This is a genomic window from Stenotrophomonas sp. AR029, from assembly GCF_047520695.2.
GTDB classification, from domain to species: domain Bacteria; phylum Pseudomonadota; class Gammaproteobacteria; order Xanthomonadales; family Xanthomonadaceae; genus Stenotrophomonas; species Stenotrophomonas sepilia.
On record NZ_JAXBQQ020000002.1, the window covers coordinates 457,196 to 475,886 of the forward strand.

Here is an 18,691-nt window from a genome sequence, read left to right on the forward strand (position 1 = left end):
TGCGGTCTTTCCGGCCCTGCCTTCGGCTGATCCGAAGGCGGTGGCCCTGCGATGAGGGCACCCACATGCGGATGGACATCGCCGACCTGCGCCTGTTCCTGGCAATCGCCGAGGCCGGGAGCATCACTGCCGGCGCAACGCAGGCGAACCTGGCCCTGGGTTCGGCCAGCGAGCGCCTGCGCACGATCGAAGCCGATGCCGGCACCCTGCTGTTGAACCGGCATCCACGTGGCGTCAGCCTGACTGAAGCCGGCGCCGCCCTCGCCCACCATGCACGCCTGATCCTGCAACAGCAGGCGCAGCTGCGCGGCGAACTGCAGGCATTCGCGCAGGGGGCGCGCGGCACCCTGCATCTGTATGCCAACACCGCAGCACTGACCAACTACCTGCCCTCGCGGCTCGCACCGTGGTTGGCCGAACGACCCCGCCTGCACGTCGAACTGCTGGAACGCACCAGCCCCGAAGTCGTGCGTGCAATCAGCGCTGGCCAGGCCGAGGCCGGCATCATCAGTGATGCGGTCGACGCCACCGGCCTGCAGCAGCATGTGGTGGCCGAAGATCCGCTGGTGATGCTGCTGCCGGCCGACCACCGCTTCGCCACACGGCGCACGCTGGCCTTCGCCGATATTGCCGGCGAGACCTTCGTTGCCCTGGCCGATGGCAATGCACTGCAGACCTACATCGAAGACCAGGCGCGCGACATCGGTCGCCGACTGGACGTGCGCATCCGCATGAAGACCTTCGAGGGCGTCTGCATCATGGTCGGCCACGGCATCGGTGTCGGTATCGTGCCGCGTACCATTGCGCGCCAGCATCGGCGCAGCACGCATACCGTTGCGGTGCCGCTTGCAGATGCGTGGGCACAGCGCCGCCTGTGCGCCTGTTTCGCCGAGTGGGCGCAGCTGTCACCGGCGATGCGCAGCCTGCTGCACCACCTGGGCGTGCAAGCGCAGAAAATAGTGTGAAATGTTGTTGACACACTCTCTGCCGTGCCGCACAATTCATCTCCTGAGTCGCCCAGGTGGCGGAATTGGTAGACGCACTAGTTTCAGGTACTAGCGGGTAAAACCGTGGAGGTTCGAGTCCTCTCCTGGGCACCACGACTCAAGATGATCAAACCCGCGAAAGCGGGTTTTTTCGTTTCCGGAGGCTGGGTGGCACGCGATGACGTGGATCCACCAGACAGAAACCCCGCCTTGCGGCGGGGTTTTGTGCGTTTCAACGCCAATGGTCGATCAATGCCCACCGCCCGCGGACGCCGCACCTGCGCCTGCGCCGAACGGCGGCTTGGCCAGCCAAAGGAAGGTGATGATCGCCAGGAAGATCCAGCCCAGCAGGAAGAAGATGTCGTTGAAACCCATCTGCGATGCCTGGTGGTTGATCATGTTGTTCAGTACCGCCGCGCCATGTTGCAGGTCGCCCTGCCCCATCGCAGTGACCTGCTCCTGCATGCCCGGCTGATAGGCCGAGATGTGCTCGGTCAGATCGGCATGGTGCACCTGGGTACGCCGCGCCCACAGCCACGTCGTCAGCGAGGCCGCGAAGCTGCCGCCCAGCGTGCGCAGGAACGTCGCCAGGCCGGAGCCCGCCGCGATCTCGCGCCCATCCAGGTCCGACAGCAGGATCTGCAGCACCGGCATGAAGAACAGCGCCACGCCAATGCCCATGATCAGCTGCACGCCGGCCACGTGCATGTAGTCCACCTGCAGATTGAAGTTCGAGCGCAGGAAGCTGGTCATCGACAGCACGATGAACGCCACGGTGGCCAGCATGCGCATATCGAAGCGCGACGCATACTTGCCCACGAACGGCGTCATGATCACCGGCAGGATGCCGATCGGTGCGGTCGCCAGGCCTGCCCAGATCGCGGTATAGCCCATGTCACGCTGCAGCCACTGCGGAATCAGCAACGCCACGCTGAAGAACGCCGCATAGGCCACCACCATCGCCAGCGTGCCGGCACGGAAGTTGCGGTGCCGGAACAGCTTCAGGTCGACGATCGGATCCTTGTCGGTCAGTTCCCAGATCAGGAACACCGTCAGCGTCACCACCGCCACGCAGGCCAGCACCACGATCTTCATCGACGAGAACCAGTCCTCGTCGTTGCCCAGGTCGAGCACCAGCTGCAGCGCGCCGACACCGATCACCAGCGTGATCAGGCCGACGTAGTCCATCTTCGGCTTCTCGATCTGCTCCGGGCGTCCCTTCAACTGGTTGCCCACCACCAGCGCGGCGAAGATGCCCAGTGGCACGTTGATCAGGAAGATCCATTCCCAGCTGTAGTTGTCGGTGATCCAGCCACCGAGGATCGGGCCGCAGATCGGCGCCACCACCGTGATCATCGCCAGCAGCGCCAATGCCTGTCCGCGTTTCTCGCGCGGGTAGATCGAGACCAGCAGCGACTGTGTGATCGGGTACATCGGACCGGCCACGAAACCCTGCAGCGCACGCGACACCACCAGCATGCCCATGCTCTGCGCAAGGCCGCACAACAGCGAGGTGATGACGAAGGCCAGCGTGGCCCAGACGAACAGTTTGCGTTCGCCGAAACGGCGGCTGAGCCAGCCGGTCAGCGGCAGCGCGATGGCCGTGCTGACCGCGAACGAGGTGATGACCCAGGTCGCCTGCTGCGAACTGGCACCGAGGTTGCCGGCGATGGTCGGCAGCGAGACGTTGGCGATGGTGGTGTCGAGCACCTGCATGAACGACGCCATCGCCAGGCCGACGGTGCACAGGGCGACGCTGGGCGGCAGGAACCCGGAGGCTGCAGCCGGCGCCGCCGGTGCGCCCGGAGCGCCGGGCGCGGCTGGAGCTTGTGCGGACATGGCGACCTCAGCCCACCTTCGCCTGTTGCTGCGGCAGGTTGCCCTGGATGATCGTGTGGATCACCTCGTCGGCATCATGCAGCTGCTTGGCATACACGTCGGTGTCGAACACCGTGCCCTTGGCCGGGGTGCTCGGCAGCACTTCGCCCTTCTGGTCGCGCAGGCTCACTTCGGCCTTCATCGACAGGCCGATGCGCAGCGGGTGCTCGGCCAGCTGCTTGGCATCGATGGCGATGCGCACCGGTACGCGCTGCACGATCTTGATCCAGTTGCCGCTGGCGTTCTGCGCCGGCAGCAGCGAGAACGCCGAGCCGGTGCCCAGGCCCAGGCTCTGGATGCGCCCCTTGTACTTCACGTCGCCGGCGTACAGGTCCGACTTCAGCTCCACTTCCTGGCCCAGGCGCATGTGGCGCAGCTGGGTTTCCTTGAAGTTGGCCTCGACCCACATCTGCTCGGTCGGCACCACGGCCATCAGCGCATTGCCCGGCTGCACGCGCTGGCCGACCTGCACCGAACGACGGGCGACGTAGCCGGAGACCGGCGCAACGATGCCGGCGCGGGCATTGTTGAGGAAGGCCTGGCGCAGCTGCGCAGCGGCGGCCTGCACATCCGGCTGGGTGGCGATCACGGTGTCGTCGACCAGCGCGCGGTTGCGCTCGACGGTCTCGCGTGAACCGGCCACGGCGGCTTCGGCCGCGGCCAGCTCGTCGCGGGCGTGGGCCAGTTCTTCGTTGGAGATGGCGCCGGTGGCGGCCAGGTCCTTGCGGCGGGCGTAGTCTTCGCGCACGCGCTTCAGGGTCACCTGGCGGGCGTTCAGGTCCGCCTGCGCGCCTTCCACGCTGCGGTACAGGCCGCGGGTCTGGCGCACGGTCTTGGCCAGGTTGGCTTCGGCCTGCTGCAGCGCCACTGCGGTGTCGGACGGGTCCAGCTGCACCAGCAGCTGGCCGCGCTCCACGCGCATGCCGTCATCGGCATTGATGGCGACCACGGTGCCGGCCACCAGCGGGGTGATCTGCACCTGGTTGCCCTGCACGTAGGCATCGTCGGTCTCTTCGAACCAACGGCCGAACATGAAGTACCACAGCGCCAAAGCGGCAAGCAGCAGCACGACGATCACGAACAGGCCGCGCAGCAGGTTGCCGCGGCGGTTGGGGGCGGCCGGGGCCGCGGTGTCTTGGGTCTGGCTCATGTCGGAGATCTTCAGGAATGCGAGGAATCGGAATGGGAGGCGATCGGTGCGCGGTCGGCGTCAGTGGGCTGGAAACCACCGCCCAGCGCCTTGCTCAGGCGCACCGAGGACTGCACCTGCTGCGACTGCAGGCCGGCCAGCTGCTGCTGCGACTGCAGCAGGGTGGACTGCGCGGTCAGCACGTCCAGGTAGCTGCCGATGCCGGCACGGTAGCGCTGCTGGGCCAGGTCGAAGGCAGCGCGTGCGGTGTCCACCGCCTGCTGCTGCGACTGCGCCTGCTGTGCCAGCGAGCGCACCGCGTTGACCTGGTCGGCCACATCACGCAGCGCATCGAGCACGGTCTGGTTGTAGTTGGCCACCGCCAGGTCGTACTGCGCATCGGTATTGGCCAGGTTGGCGCGCAGCTTGCCGCCCTCGAAGATCGGCAGGCTCAGCGCAGGGCCGATATAGGCGAAGGTGGAACTGCTCTTCAGCAGGTCGCCCACATTCGGGGCGACCACGCCGGCCAGCGCGGTCAGGTTGAAGCTCGGGTAGAACTTGGTCTTGGCAACCTTGATCTGCTTGTCGGCCGCTTCAACGCGCCAGCGTGCGGCCACGATGTCGGGGCGGCGGCCAAGCAGTTCGCTGGGCAGCACGCCCGGCAGCTGCAATGCCACCGGATTCAGCGGCTGCGGGCGCTGGATCGACAGGCCACGGTCCGGGCCCTTGCCGACCAGCGCGGCCAGTGCGGTGCGGGCCGCGTCGATGCGCTGCTGGGCGGCCTGCACCTGCTGCTGCGCGGCCGGCACGCGGGCCTCGGCCTGGCGCACCTGCAGATCACTGTCGATGCCGGCGCGGCGGCGCTGGCGGGTCAGTTCAAGTGACTTCTGCGAACGGCTCAGCTCTTCCTCGGCTACGTCGTTGAGCTGCCACGCGTAGGCCAGGTCGGCATAGGCCTGGGTGATGCCAGTGGACAGGTTCAGGCGCGCGGCCTGCGCTTCAACGGTGGCGGCGTGGGCGCCGTCCACGGCGGCTTCCCAGGCGGCGCGCTTGCCGCCCCACAGGTCCACGCCATAACTGAAGTCGAAGGCGACCTGGCTGCTGCCGCCGTAACGGCCACCCATCTCGCTGCCGACCATCGATTCGGGCAGGCGCAGGCCGGTGTAGCCACCGGACACCGACAGGCTCGGCAGTTCGTCGGCACGTGCGGTGCCGACCTGGGCCTGGGCCTGGCGCAGGCGGGCATCGGCGGCGTCAAGGCTCGGGTGGCCGGCCAGGCCCTCGGCGACCAGCGCGTCCAGCTGCGCATCACCCAGTGCCTTCCACCAGTCCTGCGCCGGGAAGCCGGTGGCGCTCAGGTCGGTGTCGGCCAAGGTGCGTTCGCTGTGCAGGCTGTCCACGTCAAGCACGTGGCCCTGCGGGTTGAGGCCACGACTGCTGGCGCAGGCGGCCAAGGCCAGGGCCAGCGCTGACACCAGCAGCGCGCGCCCGGACCGGCGGAGAGTGGAATGCGGGATCGGGTTCATGGGGTCGTCAGTGAATCGCGGATTCGGGTAAGGAGGGACAGCAGCAGCGTGCGCTCGTCGGCGGAAAGATCACGCAGGGCGTAATCCATCACCGCGTCGCCACGCAGCTTCAAGCGCGCCCACAGCGCGCGGCCTTCGTCGGTCAGCACGATCTGCAATGCCCGCCGGTCCTGCGCATGCGGTTCGCGGCGGACGCAGCCCAGCGCTTCGAGCTTGTCCAGCAGCCGGGTCACCGCGCTGGGCACCTGATCGATGGCCTGGGCCAGTTCGTTGGCGGTGCACGGCGCCATGTTCGAAAGCACCTTCAACCCGATGTAGTGGGTGAAGCCGATGCCCAGATCTTCTTCAGCCATGGACGCGTCGAGTTGGCGGACCAGGCCGTCGCGCACCTGGCGCAGCAGCAGGCCGAAGCTGGGGGGAGTGGTTGCAGGACAGATCATGGGGGAGCATTCTCTTCCAAAAAAAATATTTCTCAATGGAAATATTTGATCTGGCATCGAATGCTGTGTTGCAGCAGTGGGCTGGATCAGTGAAGGCGCCTACCTTAATGACCTGGCCAGGTGGCCCGGTAGTACAATCTAGCCAATGGATGACACATTTCAGCCAGCAGACATGATGAACAAGGCAGAAATCCCCGCTCCCAGACGCCTGCTCAGGGACGAGGCACTGGACTGGTTCGAGCGCAACGACGGTCCCCCGGTGGTCGGTTTTCGTTTCGACAGCCCGCAAGGGCTGGTCCGTGAAGTGGATTGGCATCATCACCAGCGCGCGCAGCTGATCTGCGTCGAGCGCGGCCTGCTGACCACCCGTACCTCGCACGGCACCTGGTCGCTGGCGCCGGGCTCGGCCGGCTGGATGCCACCGCTGGAGCCGCACACGGTCACCCTCGACGGCCCCCTGCGTGGCTGGGGCATGGCGCTGGCGGCTCCGGTCTGCGCCACCCTGCCCTCCGATCCCTGCGTGCTGGGCCTGTCCAAGCTGGCGCAGGCGCTCGCCGACCGCATCTGTGACTGGCCACCGGGCTACGACACCACCTCCGAACGCCAGCACATCATCGAGGTGCTGGTGGACGAGATCCGCACAGCGCCACGCCAGCGCATGCACCTGCCGATGCCGCATGACCGGCGCCTGCTGAAGATCGCCTCGCAGCTGCTGGCCGACCCGTCCGACGAACGCAGCCTGGCCGAATGGGCGCACTGGGCCGGCCTGTCACCGCGCAGCCTGACCCGCCACTTCCGCGACGAGACCACGCTCAGCTTCGCCCAGTGGCGGCAGCAGGCCCGGCTCTCCGAAGCCCTGCGCCAGTTGACCGATGGCCGCAGCGTCGCCGACATCGCCCACGCACTGGGCTTCAGCAGCGCCAGCGCCTTCGTCACCGTGTTCCGCCGCCACTTCGGGCTGCCACCGGGGCGCTACCTGGCGCGGGCCGGCCACGGCCTGGAAACCGGGCTGGACCCTGCGCGCGGCTTGGCATCCCCCGCCGCATCCGGATAATCACAGGATTGCGAGCGGCGACCGCCGTCGCCGCCTCCCGACATAGGTAACAACGCCGCATGACCGAACTTGCCCGCCCCGTGTTCCACGGATTCGAACAACTGCCGCTGCGCGAGTACGCCGAACGCGCCTACCTCGACTACTCGATGTACGTGGTCCTGGACCGTGCCCTGCCGTTCATCGGCGACGGCCTGAAGCCGGTGCAGCGCCGCATCATCTATTCGATGAGCGAGCTGGGCCTGAATGCCGCGTCCAAGCCGAAGAAGTCCGCGCGCACCGTCGGCGACGTCATCGGTAAATACCACCCGCACGGCGACAGCGCGTGCTACGAGGCGCTGGTGCTGATGGCGCAGCCGTTCTCGTACCGCTACCCGCTGATCGAGGGCCAGGGCAACTTCGGCTCCAGCGACGACCCGAAGTCGTTCGCGGCGATGCGATACACCGAATCCAAGCTGACCCCGATCGCCGAAGTGCTGCTGGGCGAACTGGGCCAGGGCACCACCGACTGGGCACCGAACTTCGACGGCACCCTGCAGGAGCCGACCTGGATGCCGGCGCGGCTGCCGCACCTGCTGCTCAACGGCACCACCGGCATCGCCGTGGGCATGGCCACCGACGTGCCGCCGCACAATCTCAACGAGATCGTCAGCGCGCTGCTGCACCTGCTGGACAACCCCGACGCCACCGTGCGCGACCTGTGCGAACACGTGCAGGGCCCGGACTACCCGTCCAGCGCCGAGATCATCACTGCGGCCAATGACCTGCGCAACATCTACGAGACTGGCAACGGCAGCGTGCGTGCACGCGCGACCTTCACCAAGGAAGCCAGCAACATCGTGATCACGGCGCTGCCGTTCCAGGTGTCGCCGTCGAAGGTGATCGAGCAGATCGCCGCACAGATGCGCGCCAAGAAGCTGCCGTGGCTGGAAGACATCCGCGATGAATCCGACCACGCCAACCCGGTGCGCGTGGTGCTGGTGCCGCGTTCGAACAGGGTCGACGCCGACCAGCTGATGGGCCACCTGTTCGCCACTACGGACCTGGAGCGCAGCTACCGCGTCAACCTCAACGTGATCGGGCTGGACGGCCGTCCGCAGGTGAAGAACCTGAAGACGCTGCTCAGCGAATGGCTGACCTTCCGCAGCAACACCGTCACCCGCCGCCTGCAGCACCGCCTGCAGAAGGTCGAGCGCCGCCTGCACCTGCTGGAAGGCCTGCTGGTCGCCTTCCTCAACCTGGACGAGGTGATCCACATCATCCGTACCGAGGACGAACCGAAGGCGGCGCTGATCGCGCGCTTCGGACTGTCCGAGGAACAGGCCGAGTACATCCTGGAAACCAAGCTGAAGCAGCTGGCCCGCCTGGAAGAGATGAAGATCCGCGGCGAGCAGGAAGAGCTGGCCAAGGAGCGCGAGAAGATCCTCGGCATCCTCGACAGCAAAGCCAAGCTGAAGAAGCTGATCCGCGATGAACTGACCGCCGACGCCAGGAAGTTCGGCGACGCACGCCGTTCGCCGCTGGTGCAGCGCCAGGCGGCGCAGGCCATCGACGAGACCGAGCTGGTGCCGAGCGAACCGATGACCGTGGTGCTGTCGGAGAAGGGCTGGATCCGTGCCGCCAAGGGCCACGACGTCGATGCATCTGCCCTGTCCTACCGTGAAGGCGACGGACTGCAGGGCGCGGTGCGCGCACGCAGCACCCAGCAGGTCGCGTTCCTCGACAGCGAGGGCCGCGCCTACTCGACGCCGGTGCACACCCTGCCCTCCGCGCGTGGCAATGGTGAACCGCTGACCGGCCGCTTCTCGCCGGCACCGGGCACCAGCTTCGTGACCCTGGCCAGCGCCGAGCCGGACACCCGCTTCGTGCTGGCCTCCAGCCACGGTTATGGCTTCGTCACCCGCTTCGAGAACCTGATCGGCCGCAACAAGGCCGGCAAGGCGATGCTGAACCTGTCTGCAGGTTCGTCGGTGCTGACCCCGTCGGCAGTGGCCAACGTCGCCACCGACCGCATCGTTGCAGTGACCAGCTCCGGCAACCTGCTGGCGATCGCCGCCAACGACCTGCCGGAACTGGACAAGGGCAAGGGCAACAAGATCATCGAGATCCCGAAGGCCAAGCTCGCCACCGAACGCGTGGTCGCCATCGTGGCGATCAGCCCGGGGCAGACCCTGCAGGTCCGCGCCGGCCAGCGCACGATGGGGCTGAAGTTCAACGAGCTCGACGCCTACCTCGGCGCCCGCGCCACCCGCGGCCACCTGCTGCCGCGCGGCTGGCAGAAGGTGGAAGGGTTGTCGGTGGAGTGAGGAGCACCGGGGTCGGATCCCTTTCCACCGGAAAGGGCTCTGACCCCGGACACCGCCCCTGGCAGGTGTCAACATTGGTTGACACGCATTACCCCGGTCCACGCCAACCTCGGTTGGCGATTTCCATCCCAATGGGGTCAGAGCCGTTTTCGTCGAAAACGGATCTGACCCCAGACACGAAAAAGCCGGGGATTCCCCGGCTTTTTCGTTGTCGGCTGGCGGGCGGTGGAGCAGCTGGCGGGCGAAGGCTGGCTGGCGGTGCTCCGGTGCTGGCGGGCGACAGAACGCTGTGCTTCGTCTGGTAGAGCTGACTGTTAGTCGGCTGCCCTTTGGAGAGCGGCCGACTAACAGTCGGCCCTACCGGATCGGGGTGCCGGCTCAGTGCGCCGGGGCGCCGCTGCCGTCGATCTTGCTCAGCTGGTACAGCTCCAGGCCGATGCGCTTGATCAGGCCCAGCTGCTGTTCCAGCCACCAGGCGTGGTCTTCTTCGGTGTCCTTCAACTGCGCCAGCAGGATGTCGCGGCTCACGTAGTCGCCCTTCTCCTCGCACAGCTTCATGCCGGCGGCGAGATTGTTCCGAACGGCGTATTCAGTGTCGAGATCCTTCTGCAGCATCTCTTCGACGGTTTTGCCCGGCTCGGTGGCATGCGGGCGCATGTCCGGGTCGCCGCCCAGGAACAGGATCCGGCGCAGCAGCGCATCGGCGTGCTGGGTTTCCTCTTCCATCTCGTGGTTCAGGCGTTCGTAAAGTGCGAACAGGCCCTGATCCTCGTAGCGGCGGGAATGGATGAAGTACTGGTCGCGGGCAGCGAGCTCGCCACGCAGCAGTTCCTTCAGGCAGGCGATGACGTCCGGGTTGCCTTTCATGGGGGGGGCTCCTGTGAATCGATGTGGCATAGGGTGCCGCATTTCAGAATACGGTGATCTAATCGGAATCAGTCGCAGTTGCGCCTGCGGCTACAATCGGCCCACGAGTTCGGAAAGGACGTGCGATGCGACGTACATGGCGTTGGGTGCTGGGCGTATTGATCGCCATCGTCCTGGTCACCGCCCTGGTGCTGTGGCTGCTGCTGCGCGGCAGCCTGGCCGATCTGGACGGCGAGCATGCGTTGCCGGGACTGGCGAAGCCGGTCACCCTCGAACGCGATGCGCTGGGCGTGGTCACCATCACGGCCGGCAGCCAGGCCGACGCGATGCGCGCACTCGGCCGCATACACGCGCAGGAACGCTACTTCGAGATGGACCTGATGCGCCGCAGCGCCGCCGGCGAACTGTCCGCACTGTTCGGACCGAAGGCCATCGACGCCGACAAGCGCATGCGCGTGCACCGTTTGCGCGCACGCACCGAGGCACACATGGACGCTGCATTGGGCGACAACGGCGACGCCGTGCGCGCCTACGTGGACGGCGTCAACGAAGGCCTTGCCGACCTCTCCGTGCGGCCGTGGGCGTACCTGCTGCTGCGGCAGTCACCGCAGCCTTGGCAGGCCAGCGACAGCGTGCTGACCGGGCTGGCCATGTACGCCGACCTGCAGGATCCCGGCAACCAGACCGAGCTTGCGCTCAGCCGCATCCGCGCGGTGGTGCCGTCGGCGCTGTACGCACTGATCGCCCACGACGGCACTGAATGGGATGCACCGCTGTTCGGCGAACCGACCGGCAACGCCACGCTGCCCGATGCCAGCCAGCTGGACCTGCGCACGCTGAAGGGAAAACCGGGCACCGGGCAGGAAGAAGCCGACGCCGTCGGCAGCAACAACTTCGCGGTGGCCGGTGCGCTCACCGCCGACGGCCGCGCCATTGTTGCCGACGACATGCACCTGGGCCTGCGCGCACCCAGCCTGTGGTTCCGCGTGCGCCTGCGCTACCCCGACCCGCAGGCCGCTGGCGGCCAGGTCGACGTCACCGGCTTCTCGCTGCCGGGCCTTCCGGCCGTGATCGTCGGCAGCAACGGGCACGTCGCCTGGGGTTTCACCAACAGCTACATTGACACGGCGGACTACCGCACCGAACCGGCCAATGCCGCAGTGACGGTGCATGAAGAACGGATTGCGGTGGCCGGCCAGGCCGATGTGCGGTTCCCGGTACGCGAAACCGCCTGGGGACCGATCCTGCACACGCATGCCGATGGCAGCGGCGACGCGCTGCGCTGGGTCGCCCAGCTGCCCGGTGCGGTGCGCCTGGACTTCGGTGACCTGGCCCGCGCCGGTGATCTGGACGCAGCCCTGCAGTTCGCCGACCACGCCGGCATTCCCGCACAGAACCTGGTGATCGGCGACCGCAGCGGACGCATCGCCTGGCGCCTGATCGGCGCCCGCCCGGATCGCGGTCCGGGCTGCGCGCCGGCCGGCTTCAACGCCGCCCACAACCAGGACTGCGCCCCCTGGCCGATCCGCAGCGATGCCTCGCCGGCATTGATCGATCCCCCCAACCATCGCCTGTGGACCGCCAACGGCCGCGTCCTCGACGGCGAGGCGCTGGCTACCGTCGGCAATGGCGGTTATGACCTGGGTGCCCGTGCGCGGCAGATCCGCGACCTGCTGGCGATCCAGGAGCGCTTCGATGAACACGACCTGCTGGCGATCCAGCTCGACGATCGCGCGGTGTTCCTGCAGCGCTGGTGGGCGCTGCTGCACGACGTCATCGAACGCAGTGACGACCCTGCACTGAAGCGCTTGAAGGAGGCCAGCCATCAATGGGGCGGCCGTGCCTCGGCCAGCTCGGTCAGCTACCGGGTGGTGCGTGAGTTCCGTACGCAGGTGATGAACACACTGTCCGATGCACTGCTGGCACCGGCCAATGCGCAGCTGGGCGATGACTATCTGGAGCCGCGCCTGGCGCAGCTGGAAGGCGTGGCCTGGCCGATGCTGCAGCAGCGGCCGGCCAATCTGCTGCCACCGGCCTTCGACAGCTGGGATGCACTACTGATCGACGCCGCACGCCGTACCGAAAGTGAGCTGACCAAGCAGGGACCGCTGGCCATACGCAGCTGGGGCGAACGCAACACCGCGGCGATCTGCCATCCCATCGCACGGGCGCTGCCGGACATCGCCAAACGCTGGCTGTGCATGCCGGCCGACCGCCTGCCCGGCGACCGCGACATGCCGCGCGTGCAGACGCCGAACTTCGGCGCTTCCGAGCGCATGGTGGTTTCACCGGGCCACGAGGCAGACGGCATCGTGCACATGCCCGGCGGCCAGAGTGGGCATCCACTGTCGCCCTACTGGGGTGCCGGCCACGAAGACTGGGTGCATGGCCGGCCGACGCCGTTCCTGCCCGGCAAGGCGCAGCACACCATGACGCTGGTGCCGGCGCGGTAGTGCCGGCCGCTGGCCGGCATCCATGCAGGTGCATCCAGCATCATGAGGTTGCCGGCCAGCGGCCGGCACTACCGTTCAACGCTCAGCCCCTACGCCGCTCGATCAGGTTCAACAGTGGCCCGGTCATCGCCGTTGTCACCAGCGCCATGATCACCAGCACCGCGAACAGCCGGTCACCGAGCAGGCCAAGTTCGTAACCCAGGTTGAGCACGATCAGCTCCATCAGGCCACGGGTGTTCATCAGTGCACCCAGCCGCCACGCCTCACGGGCGGGCATGCCGGCACTGCGTGCGGCACTGAAGGTGCCCAGCAGCTTGCCCGTCGTGGCTACCGCGATCACCACCACGCACAACAGGCCATCGCTGGCCTGCAGTGTATCGGCGCGCATGCGCAGGCCGGTCATGGCGAAGAACAGCGGCAGCAGCAGCGTCACCGCGAACGGTTCGACGCGCGCCATCAGCAGCTCGCGCAACTGCACATTGGACGACACCGCCACGCCCGCTGCGAACGCACCGAACAGCGCATGGATGCCGAGCATCTCGGTGACCAGGGCACTGGCCAGCGACAGCAGCAGGGTGCCCAACAGCCACCGCCCCTCACGGCCCGGCGCGATCTGCTGGCGGGCGAACCACGGCCTCACCAGCCCCAGCATCAGCGCCACGAACGCGACCACGCACAGCAGGTTGAGGCTGGCCGGCAGCCATCCGCTGGCCTGGGCGGCGGCCACGATCAGCGCCAGCAGGCACCACGCGGTGGCATCACCCAATACAGCGCAGGCGATGGCGGTCTGACCCAGCGGGGTCTGCGTGATGCCGCGATCGGCAAGGATGCGCAGCAACACGGGGAAGGCGGTGATGCTCATCGAAATGCCGACGAACAGTGCGAATGCCGTGAAGCCCACCCCCTGTGGGCCGTGCTGCGGGTACAGCCAGATCGCCAGGGCGACGCCAAGCACGAACGGCACCGCGATGCCGGCATGGCTGACCGTAAAGGCGAAACGCCGGCGTCCACGCAGCGCCGCCAGGTCCAGCTCGGCACCGGCCACCAGCAGGAACATCAGCACACCCAACTGGCTGAGCATGCCCAGCGGGCCCAGCGAGCTGGGCGGGAACAGGGCTCCATGCAGCGGCGGCAACAGGCTGCCGAGCATCAATGGGCCCATCATCAGGCCGGCGGCCATCTCGCCGATCACCGCCGGTTGTCCAAAGTGCTTGAGCAGCGCGCCTGCGCCCTTGGCCACCAGCAGCAGCACCAGCAGCTGCAGCAGGAACAGGCCCAGCGGCGACGCCAGATGCTGCACCCAGGTGGCTTCAGCCGTGGCCGTGGCACGGGCAACAGCTTCGGGCGCCGCCGGCCCGGCATAACGGGCCAGCAGCACGCCGACCAGCAGCGGGACCCCGGCCCAGGCCAGGTAGCGCCATCCCCACTTCGTCGGTGGCACCTGGCCCCCGCTGTGTACGTCCATGAACATTCCCCAATGTGCAGGGGGGCGATCATACAAAAAGGGGACGGAGGGGATTAAGTCGTTGGTGGCACAAGCGCCCCGGCCCCCCTCCGGCCCCTTTTCGGGGCTTACGCCAGTGCCTGCTCGTGCACGCCAGCGATCGCACGCCCCGACGGATCTGCAGCAGCGGCGAAGCTGGCATCCCACGCGATCGCCGCTGGCGACGAGCAGGCGATGGACTTGCCACCCGGCACGGTCTCGGCGGCCGCCCGGCTCGGGAAGAACTGCTCGAACAGATGACGGTAGTAGTAGGCCTCCTTGGTCTGCGGCGGGTTGTGCGGGAAGCGCTTGTCGGCCGCTGCCAGCACACGGTCGCTCACCTGAGCTTCGGCATGCGCCTTCAGCCCATCGATCCAGCCATAGCCAACGCCATCGCTGAACTGCTCCTTCTGCCGCCACAGGATGCTGTCCGGCAGGTAGCCTTCGAACGCCTCGCGCAGCACCGCCTTCTCGATGCGGCGGCTACCAAAGCCTGCACCGACCATCTTGTGCGCGGCGTCGAAGCGCATCGCCACATCGAGGAATTCGCGATCCAGGAACGGCACCCGCGGCTCCACACCCCAGGCCATCATCGACTTGTTGGCGCGCAGGCAGTCGTAGTTGTGCAGCGCGTCGAGCTTGCGCACCAGCTCGTCGTGGAACTCACGCGCATCCGGCGCCTTGTGGAAGTACAGGTAACCACCGAAGATCTCGTCGCTGCCCTCGCCGGAAAGCACCATCTTCACCCCCATGGCCTTGATCCGCCGTGCCAGCAGGAACATCGGCGTCGATGCGCGGATGGTGGTGACGTCGTAGGTCTCGATATGGCGGATCACTTCCGGCAGTGCATCAAGGCCCTCCTCGAAGGTGTACTCGAAGCCGTGATGCACGGTGCCCAGCGCCTCGGCGGCGATGGCGGCAGCGGCCAGATCGGGAGAGCCCTTCAAGCCGATCGCGAATGAGTGCAGGCGCGGCCACCAGGCTTCGGTCTGCCCCCCATCCTCGATGCGACGACGTGCATAGCGCGCGGCCACCGCCGCCACCAGCGACGAGTCCAGGCCACCAGACAGCAGCACGCCGTACGGCACATCGCTCATCAGCTGGCGTTCCACCGCATGCTCGAAGGCCTGGCGCAGCTCGGCCAGATCGGCCTGGCGACCCTGCACGTCAGCGTAGTCGCGCCACGGCTGCTGGTAGTAGCGCACCAGCTCACCACTGGCACTCTCGAAATAGTGGCCCGGCGGGAACTGGGCGACGTCGGCACAGGTATCGACCAGTGCCTTCATTTCCGAGGCGACGCGCAGGCGTCCCTGGGCATCGTGGCCCCAGTACAGCGGCACCACGCCGACCGGGTCGCGCGCCACCAGCACACGACCGGCACCACGGTCCCACAGCGCGAATGCGAAGATGCCATTGAGCTGCTCCAGCCACTGCGCCGGCGAAGCGCCCTGGCGGTACAGCGCATTGATCACTTCACAGTCCGAACCGGTCTGGAAGTCATAGGCGGTGGTCAGTGCGGCCTTCAGTTGCTGGTGGTTGTAGATCTCGCCGTTGACCGCCAGCGCCAGCTGGCCGTCGGCCGACAGCAGTGGTTGCGAGCCGCCGGCCGGGTCGACGATGGCCAACCGCTCGTGGACCAGCAGCGCGCCTTCGTCAAGATACACGCCGCTCCAGTCCGGGCCGCGGTGGCGCTGGCGCTGCGACAGTTCCAGCGCATGGCGGCGCAGGGCCGGAAGATCGTCACCGGCCTGCAGGCCGAAGATTCCGAAGATCGAACACATGGGGGAGCTCCTGTTGGGGGAATTTCACGGGTGGGAGGGTGTTCGACCGGCCATCCAGGCCCGGGTGGGGCTGCGCCCGGGCACAAAAAAACCCGCATCGACCGATGCGGGTTTTCTGGTGTCCGGGCGTGTGTTGCTGTCTATCTACCCAGGGCGCAGTCCCGCATCGGCCGCGCACGATTATTCGCGCGCAGATTATTGCGGTTGTTGTTATTGACGGCGGTGGCCAGGCGGATCGACATGGCATCGACCCTACTCCGGTTTCCGGCACGGCGCAACCGTTGCGTTGGCAACCACTCCCCGGCGCGCATAATGGCCCGCCGCGAAACGTGTAATGGAAATGCAACACCGCACTGGACGCAGAGCCGCGCTGGCCACCCTGCTCTGCCTGGGCCTGGCCGCCTGCCAGACCCCGCCCCGTCCGTCGCCCCTGCCGCCGGCTCAGCTGCAGGGTCTGGAACAACGCGGCGCCGATGGCAGCTTCGAGGGTGCCTTTGATACCGCGCAGACCTTCGAGCGCTTCAACGATCCGCGCGCCATCGCCTACTACGAGCGCGCCGCAGCGGTCACGCCGTGGACCTTCCACAACACCAGGGCGGAAGAAGCACTGGGCAGGATCTGGATCTCCGGCACGCTGCGCCATGCCGACAGCCCCCACATCAACCCGGCACCGGTGCTGCGCGCGTCCTGGCGACGCGGTGAACGTGCCTATCTGGCGGCCGCCTACCACGGCAATCCCTATGCGTTCCACGAACTCGCCAAGGCCTATCGCCAGCAAGGCGACGCGCAGCAGGCACTGCGCTGGGACCTGCGCGGAATGATCTACGAGCGCTATCCGAGTTCATCGTCACGACTGCCGGATGCGGTCGCCGCACAGGGTGACACCGTGCATCCGCGGGTTGCGCAGATCCAGCGTCGCGCCGAGCGTGGCGATGCCGACGCACAGGTCGATCTGGGCGCGCTGCTGGAAAAGGGCGTAGGCCTGCCACGCGATCCTGCGCGTGCGCTGCAGCTGTACCAGCGCGCTGGCGAGAAAGGCAGTGTGTTCGGCAAGTACTTCGCCGGACTGCTGCTGGGCCGCGGCGCGCCCGGCGTGGAGAAGGACACCGACGCAGCCGCGCGCTGGTTCGCCAGGGCCGAAGCACAGCACTTCTACATGGCCGCGCCGAGTTACTGGAAGAAGGCGGTCGAGCCGCCGTTCTTCCTTTTTTCAGAATAGTAGAGATGTAGCTCCGGCGGGGGGCGTGCCGACCAACGATCGCCCCCCCCTCCTCACACCAGCAGCCGCTCCACCAGCCGCTGGTACAGCCCGGGCAGTGCTTCCAGTTCGTCCACGCGCACGTTCTCGTCCACCTGGTGGATGCTGGCGTTGACCGGCCCCACTTCGATGCACTGCGCGCCCAATGGCGCGATGAAGCGGGCATCGGAGGTGCCGCCGCCGGTGCTTTCCTCCGGTGCACGGCCGATGTGCTCGGCCAGCACCGCACGCGCAGTGGCGCGCAGCGTGCCTTCCGGGGTGTAGAACGGTTCGCCGCTGCGATGCCACTTCAGCGTGTACTGCAGGGCATGCCGATCCAGCAGCGCGGTGATCTCCGCTTCCAGTTTCGGCGCATCCCAGTGCGGGTTGTAGCGGATGTTGAAATCCACCTCGAGCTCGCCGGGAATCACATTGTTGGCGCCCGTACCGGCATGGATGTTGGAGACCTGCAGGCTGGTCGGCGGGAAACTCTCGTAGCCGTCATCCCAGCGCCGTGCGCTCAGCTCGGCCAGGGCGGGCGCCGCCTGGTGGATCGGGTTGCGTGCCTTCTCCGGGTACGCCACATGGCCCTGTACGCCCTGCACCCGCAGCTTGGCCGACAGGCTGCCACGACGGCCCACGCGCAGCAGGTCACCGAGCGTCGCGGTCGACGACGGCTCGCCGGTGATGCACCAGTCGATGCGTTGGCCGCGCTCGGCGAACAGCCGTGCGACGTGGCGCACGCCATCGATGGCATCGCCCTCCTCGTCGCTGGTCAGCAGCACCGCCAGCGTGCCGGGATGATCGGGATGCGCGGCCACGAACTGCTCGGCCGCCACCACGAACGCCGCCACGCTGCCCTTCATGTCGGCGGTGCCACGGCCGTACAGCACGCCGTCACGGATCTGCGGCGTGAACGGGTCGCTGGCCCAGGCCTCGCGCGGCCCCGCCGGCACCACGTCGGTGTGGCCCAGCAGCACCAGCACCGGCGCGCCCTGGCCGTGGGTCGCCCACAGGTTGTCGACCTCGCCCAGCCGCAGGTGATCGCACTGGAACCCGGCCTGCTTCAGGCGTGCCGCCAGCAGTGCCTGGCAGCCGGCATCGTCCGGCGTCACCGAGGGCCGTGCGATCAGTTCGCAGGTCAGGTCGAGGACCGCGCTCATGCGTCACCCACGCCGAAGCGGGCCTTGAAGCCATTGTCACTGAAACCCTGGCTGACCGTGCCGTCGGCGGTGACCACCAGCGGGCGCTTGATCAGCTGCGGGTACTCGCGCAGCAGCAGCTTCCATTCCGCTTCGGAATCTGCGGCCTTGCGGTTGTCCGGCAGCTGCCGCCAGGTGGTTGAGGACCTGTTGACCATCGCGGCCAGGCCACCCAGCTGCTCAGCCCACGCCAGCAGTGTTTCCGGGCTCGGCTTGTTGTCGCGGTAGTCGACGAAGGTGTACGGCACGCCGAAGCGGTCCAGCCACTTGCTCGCCTTCTTGCAGGTATCGCAGTTCTTCAAACCGTAGACAGTGGTACTCATGGCCATCTGTGATGCTGGAAAACAGAGGC

The 18,691-nt window shown here is 67.3% G+C and carries 14 protein-coding genes and 1 tRNA gene; 6 read left to right on the forward strand and 9 right to left on the reverse strand.

What is annotated here, in order from left to right; genetic code table 11:
• Nucleotides 1-65: 65 nt before the first annotated feature.
• Nucleotides 66-965: a LysR family transcriptional regulator gene (locus ACM0PB_RS08700; RefSeq protein ID WP_111127045.1), complete on the forward strand. Its 900-nt coding sequence runs from the start codon at nucleotides 66-68 to the stop codon at nucleotides 963-965.
• A gap of 50 nt (nucleotides 966-1,015) precedes the next feature.
• Nucleotides 1,016-1,100 (forward strand) — tRNA-Leu (locus tag ACM0PB_RS08705).
• Between the two features lie 135 nt (nucleotides 1,101-1,235).
• Here ACM0PB_RS08705 and emrB read toward each other — a convergent pair.
• Genes emrB through emrR form a run of 4 tightly spaced genes read right to left on the reverse strand, consistent with a single transcriptional unit; the run spans nucleotide 1,236 to nucleotide 5,959 of the window.
• Entirely contained in the window at nucleotides 1,236-2,825 is a 1,590-nt protein-coding gene (gene emrB / locus ACM0PB_RS08710) for a multidrug efflux MFS transporter permease subunit EmrB (RefSeq protein WP_065186080.1), read from the reverse strand.
• Nucleotides 2,826-2,832: 7 nt separating this feature from the next.
• The gene (gene emrA, locus ACM0PB_RS08715; RefSeq protein WP_021204129.1) at nucleotides 2,833-4,014 is read right to left on the reverse strand and encodes a multidrug efflux MFS transporter periplasmic adaptor subunit EmrA; all 1,182 of its coding nucleotides are present in this window, start codon (nucleotides 4,012-4,014) and stop codon (nucleotides 2,833-2,835) included.
• 11 nt (nucleotides 4,015-4,025) lie between these two features.
• Complete coding sequence (gene emrC, locus ACM0PB_RS08720) at nucleotides 4,026-5,519, reverse strand: multidrug efflux transporter outer membrane subunit EmrC (RefSeq protein WP_065177425.1); 1,494 nt, start codon at nucleotides 5,517-5,519, stop codon at nucleotides 4,026-4,028.
• The gene (gene emrR, locus ACM0PB_RS08725; RefSeq protein WP_005415875.1) at nucleotides 5,516-5,959 is read right to left on the reverse strand and encodes a multidrug efflux system transcriptional regulator EmrR; all 444 of its coding nucleotides are present in this window, start codon (nucleotides 5,957-5,959) and stop codon (nucleotides 5,516-5,518) included. The genes emrC and emrR overlap by 4 nt, the downstream gene beginning before the upstream one ends.
• A 172-nt stretch (nucleotides 5,960-6,131) precedes the next feature.
• On the opposite strand from emrR, the gene ACM0PB_RS08730 reads away from it, so the two are divergent.
• On the forward strand, nucleotides 6,132-7,013 hold the full coding sequence (locus ACM0PB_RS08730) for a helix-turn-helix domain-containing protein (RefSeq protein ID WP_005415874.1): 882 nt from the start codon (nucleotides 6,132-6,134) through the stop codon (nucleotides 7,011-7,013).
• A 59-nt stretch (nucleotides 7,014-7,072) separates the two neighbouring features.
• Entirely contained in the window at nucleotides 7,073-9,316 is a 2,244-nt protein-coding gene (gene parC, locus ACM0PB_RS08735) for a DNA topoisomerase IV subunit A (protein ID WP_005415873.1), read from the forward strand.
• A gap of 378 nt (nucleotides 9,317-9,694) precedes the next feature.
• Here the strand turns inward: parC and bfr are convergent, their stop codons facing one another.
• Nucleotides 9,695-10,183, reverse strand: coding sequence for a bacterioferritin (bfr, locus tag ACM0PB_RS08740; protein ID WP_005415872.1), 489 nt, complete (start codon nucleotides 10,181-10,183; stop codon nucleotides 9,695-9,697).
• 125 nt (nucleotides 10,184-10,308) lie between these two features.
• On the opposite strand from bfr, the gene ACM0PB_RS08745 reads away from it, so the two are divergent.
• Nucleotides 10,309-12,636, forward strand: coding sequence for a penicillin acylase family protein (locus ACM0PB_RS08745; protein ID WP_414604916.1), 2,328 nt, complete (start codon nucleotides 10,309-10,311; stop codon nucleotides 12,634-12,636).
• 82 nt (nucleotides 12,637-12,718) lie between these two features.
• On the opposite strand, the gene ACM0PB_RS08750 is transcribed toward ACM0PB_RS08745, so the two are convergent.
• Nucleotides 12,719-14,107, reverse strand: a complete 1,389-nt coding sequence (locus ACM0PB_RS08750) for a cation:proton antiporter domain-containing protein (RefSeq protein ID WP_414604917.1) — start codon at nucleotides 14,105-14,107, stop codon at nucleotides 12,719-12,721.
• A gap of 101 nt (nucleotides 14,108-14,208) precedes the next feature.
• Nucleotides 14,209-15,900 (reverse strand): asparagine synthase B, encoded by a 1,692-nt coding sequence (gene asnB / locus ACM0PB_RS08755; RefSeq protein WP_414604918.1) that lies wholly within the window; start codon nucleotides 15,898-15,900, stop codon nucleotides 14,209-14,211.
• Nucleotides 15,901-16,240: 340 nt separating this feature from the next.
• Here asnB and ACM0PB_RS08760 point away from each other — a divergent pair, with 340 nt between their 5' ends.
• Nucleotides 16,241-17,119: a tetratricopeptide repeat protein gene (locus ACM0PB_RS08760; protein ID WP_065186365.1), complete on the forward strand. Its 879-nt coding sequence runs from the start codon at nucleotides 16,241-16,243 to the stop codon at nucleotides 17,117-17,119.
• Nucleotides 17,120-17,172: 53 nt separating this feature from the next.
• On the opposite strand, the gene dapE is transcribed toward ACM0PB_RS08760, so the two are convergent.
• Nucleotides 17,173-18,300, reverse strand: a complete 1,128-nt coding sequence (gene dapE / locus ACM0PB_RS08765) for a succinyl-diaminopimelate desuccinylase (protein ID WP_005415868.1) — start codon at nucleotides 18,298-18,300, stop codon at nucleotides 17,173-17,175.
• Nucleotides 18,297-18,668, reverse strand: coding sequence for an arsenate reductase (locus ACM0PB_RS08770; protein WP_170944942.1), 372 nt, complete (start codon nucleotides 18,666-18,668; stop codon nucleotides 18,297-18,299). The genes dapE and ACM0PB_RS08770 overlap by 4 nt, the downstream gene beginning before the upstream one ends.
• Nucleotides 18,669-18,691: the final 23 nt, after the last annotated feature.

Bases quoted from the DNA above. Each gene is read 5' to 3' on its own strand.
- ACM0PB_RS08700 (WP_111127045.1), top strand. From the start codon at position 66: ATGCGGATGGACATCGCCGACCTGCGCCTGTTCCTGGCAATCGCCGAG.
- emrB (WP_065186080.1), bottom strand. From the start codon at position 2,825: ATGTCCGCACAAGCTCCAGCCGCGCCCGGCGCTCCGGGCGCACCGGCG.
- emrA (WP_021204129.1), bottom strand. From the start codon at position 4,014: ATGAGCCAGACCCAAGACACCGCGGCCCCGGCCGCCCCCAACCGCCGC.
- emrC (WP_065177425.1), bottom strand. From the start codon at position 5,519: ATGAACCCGATCCCGCATTCCACTCTCCGCCGGTCCGGGCGCGCGCTG.
- emrR (WP_005415875.1), bottom strand. From the start codon at position 5,959: ATGATCTGTCCTGCAACCACTCCCCCCAGCTTCGGCCTGCTGCTGCGC.
- ACM0PB_RS08730 (WP_005415874.1), top strand. From the start codon at position 6,132: ATGATGAACAAGGCAGAAATCCCCGCTCCCAGACGCCTGCTCAGGGAC.
- parC (WP_005415873.1), top strand. From the start codon at position 7,073: ATGACCGAACTTGCCCGCCCCGTGTTCCACGGATTCGAACAACTGCCG.
- bfr (WP_005415872.1), bottom strand. From the start codon at position 10,183: ATGAAAGGCAACCCGGACGTCATCGCCTGCCTGAAGGAACTGCTGCGT.
- ACM0PB_RS08745 (WP_414604916.1), top strand. From the start codon at position 10,309: ATGCGACGTACATGGCGTTGGGTGCTGGGCGTATTGATCGCCATCGTC.
- ACM0PB_RS08750 (WP_414604917.1), bottom strand. From the start codon at position 14,107: ATGTTCATGGACGTACACAGCGGGGGCCAGGTGCCACCGACGAAGTGG.
- asnB (WP_414604918.1), bottom strand. From the start codon at position 15,900: ATGTGTTCGATCTTCGGAATCTTCGGCCTGCAGGCCGGTGACGATCTT.
- ACM0PB_RS08760 (WP_065186365.1), top strand. From the start codon at position 16,241: ATGCAACACCGCACTGGACGCAGAGCCGCGCTGGCCACCCTGCTCTGC.
- dapE (WP_005415868.1), bottom strand. From the start codon at position 18,300: ATGAGCGCGGTCCTCGACCTGACCTGCGAACTGATCGCACGGCCCTCG.
- ACM0PB_RS08770 (WP_170944942.1), bottom strand. From the start codon at position 18,668: ATGGCCATGAGTACCACTGTCTACGGTTTGAAGAACTGCGATACCTGC.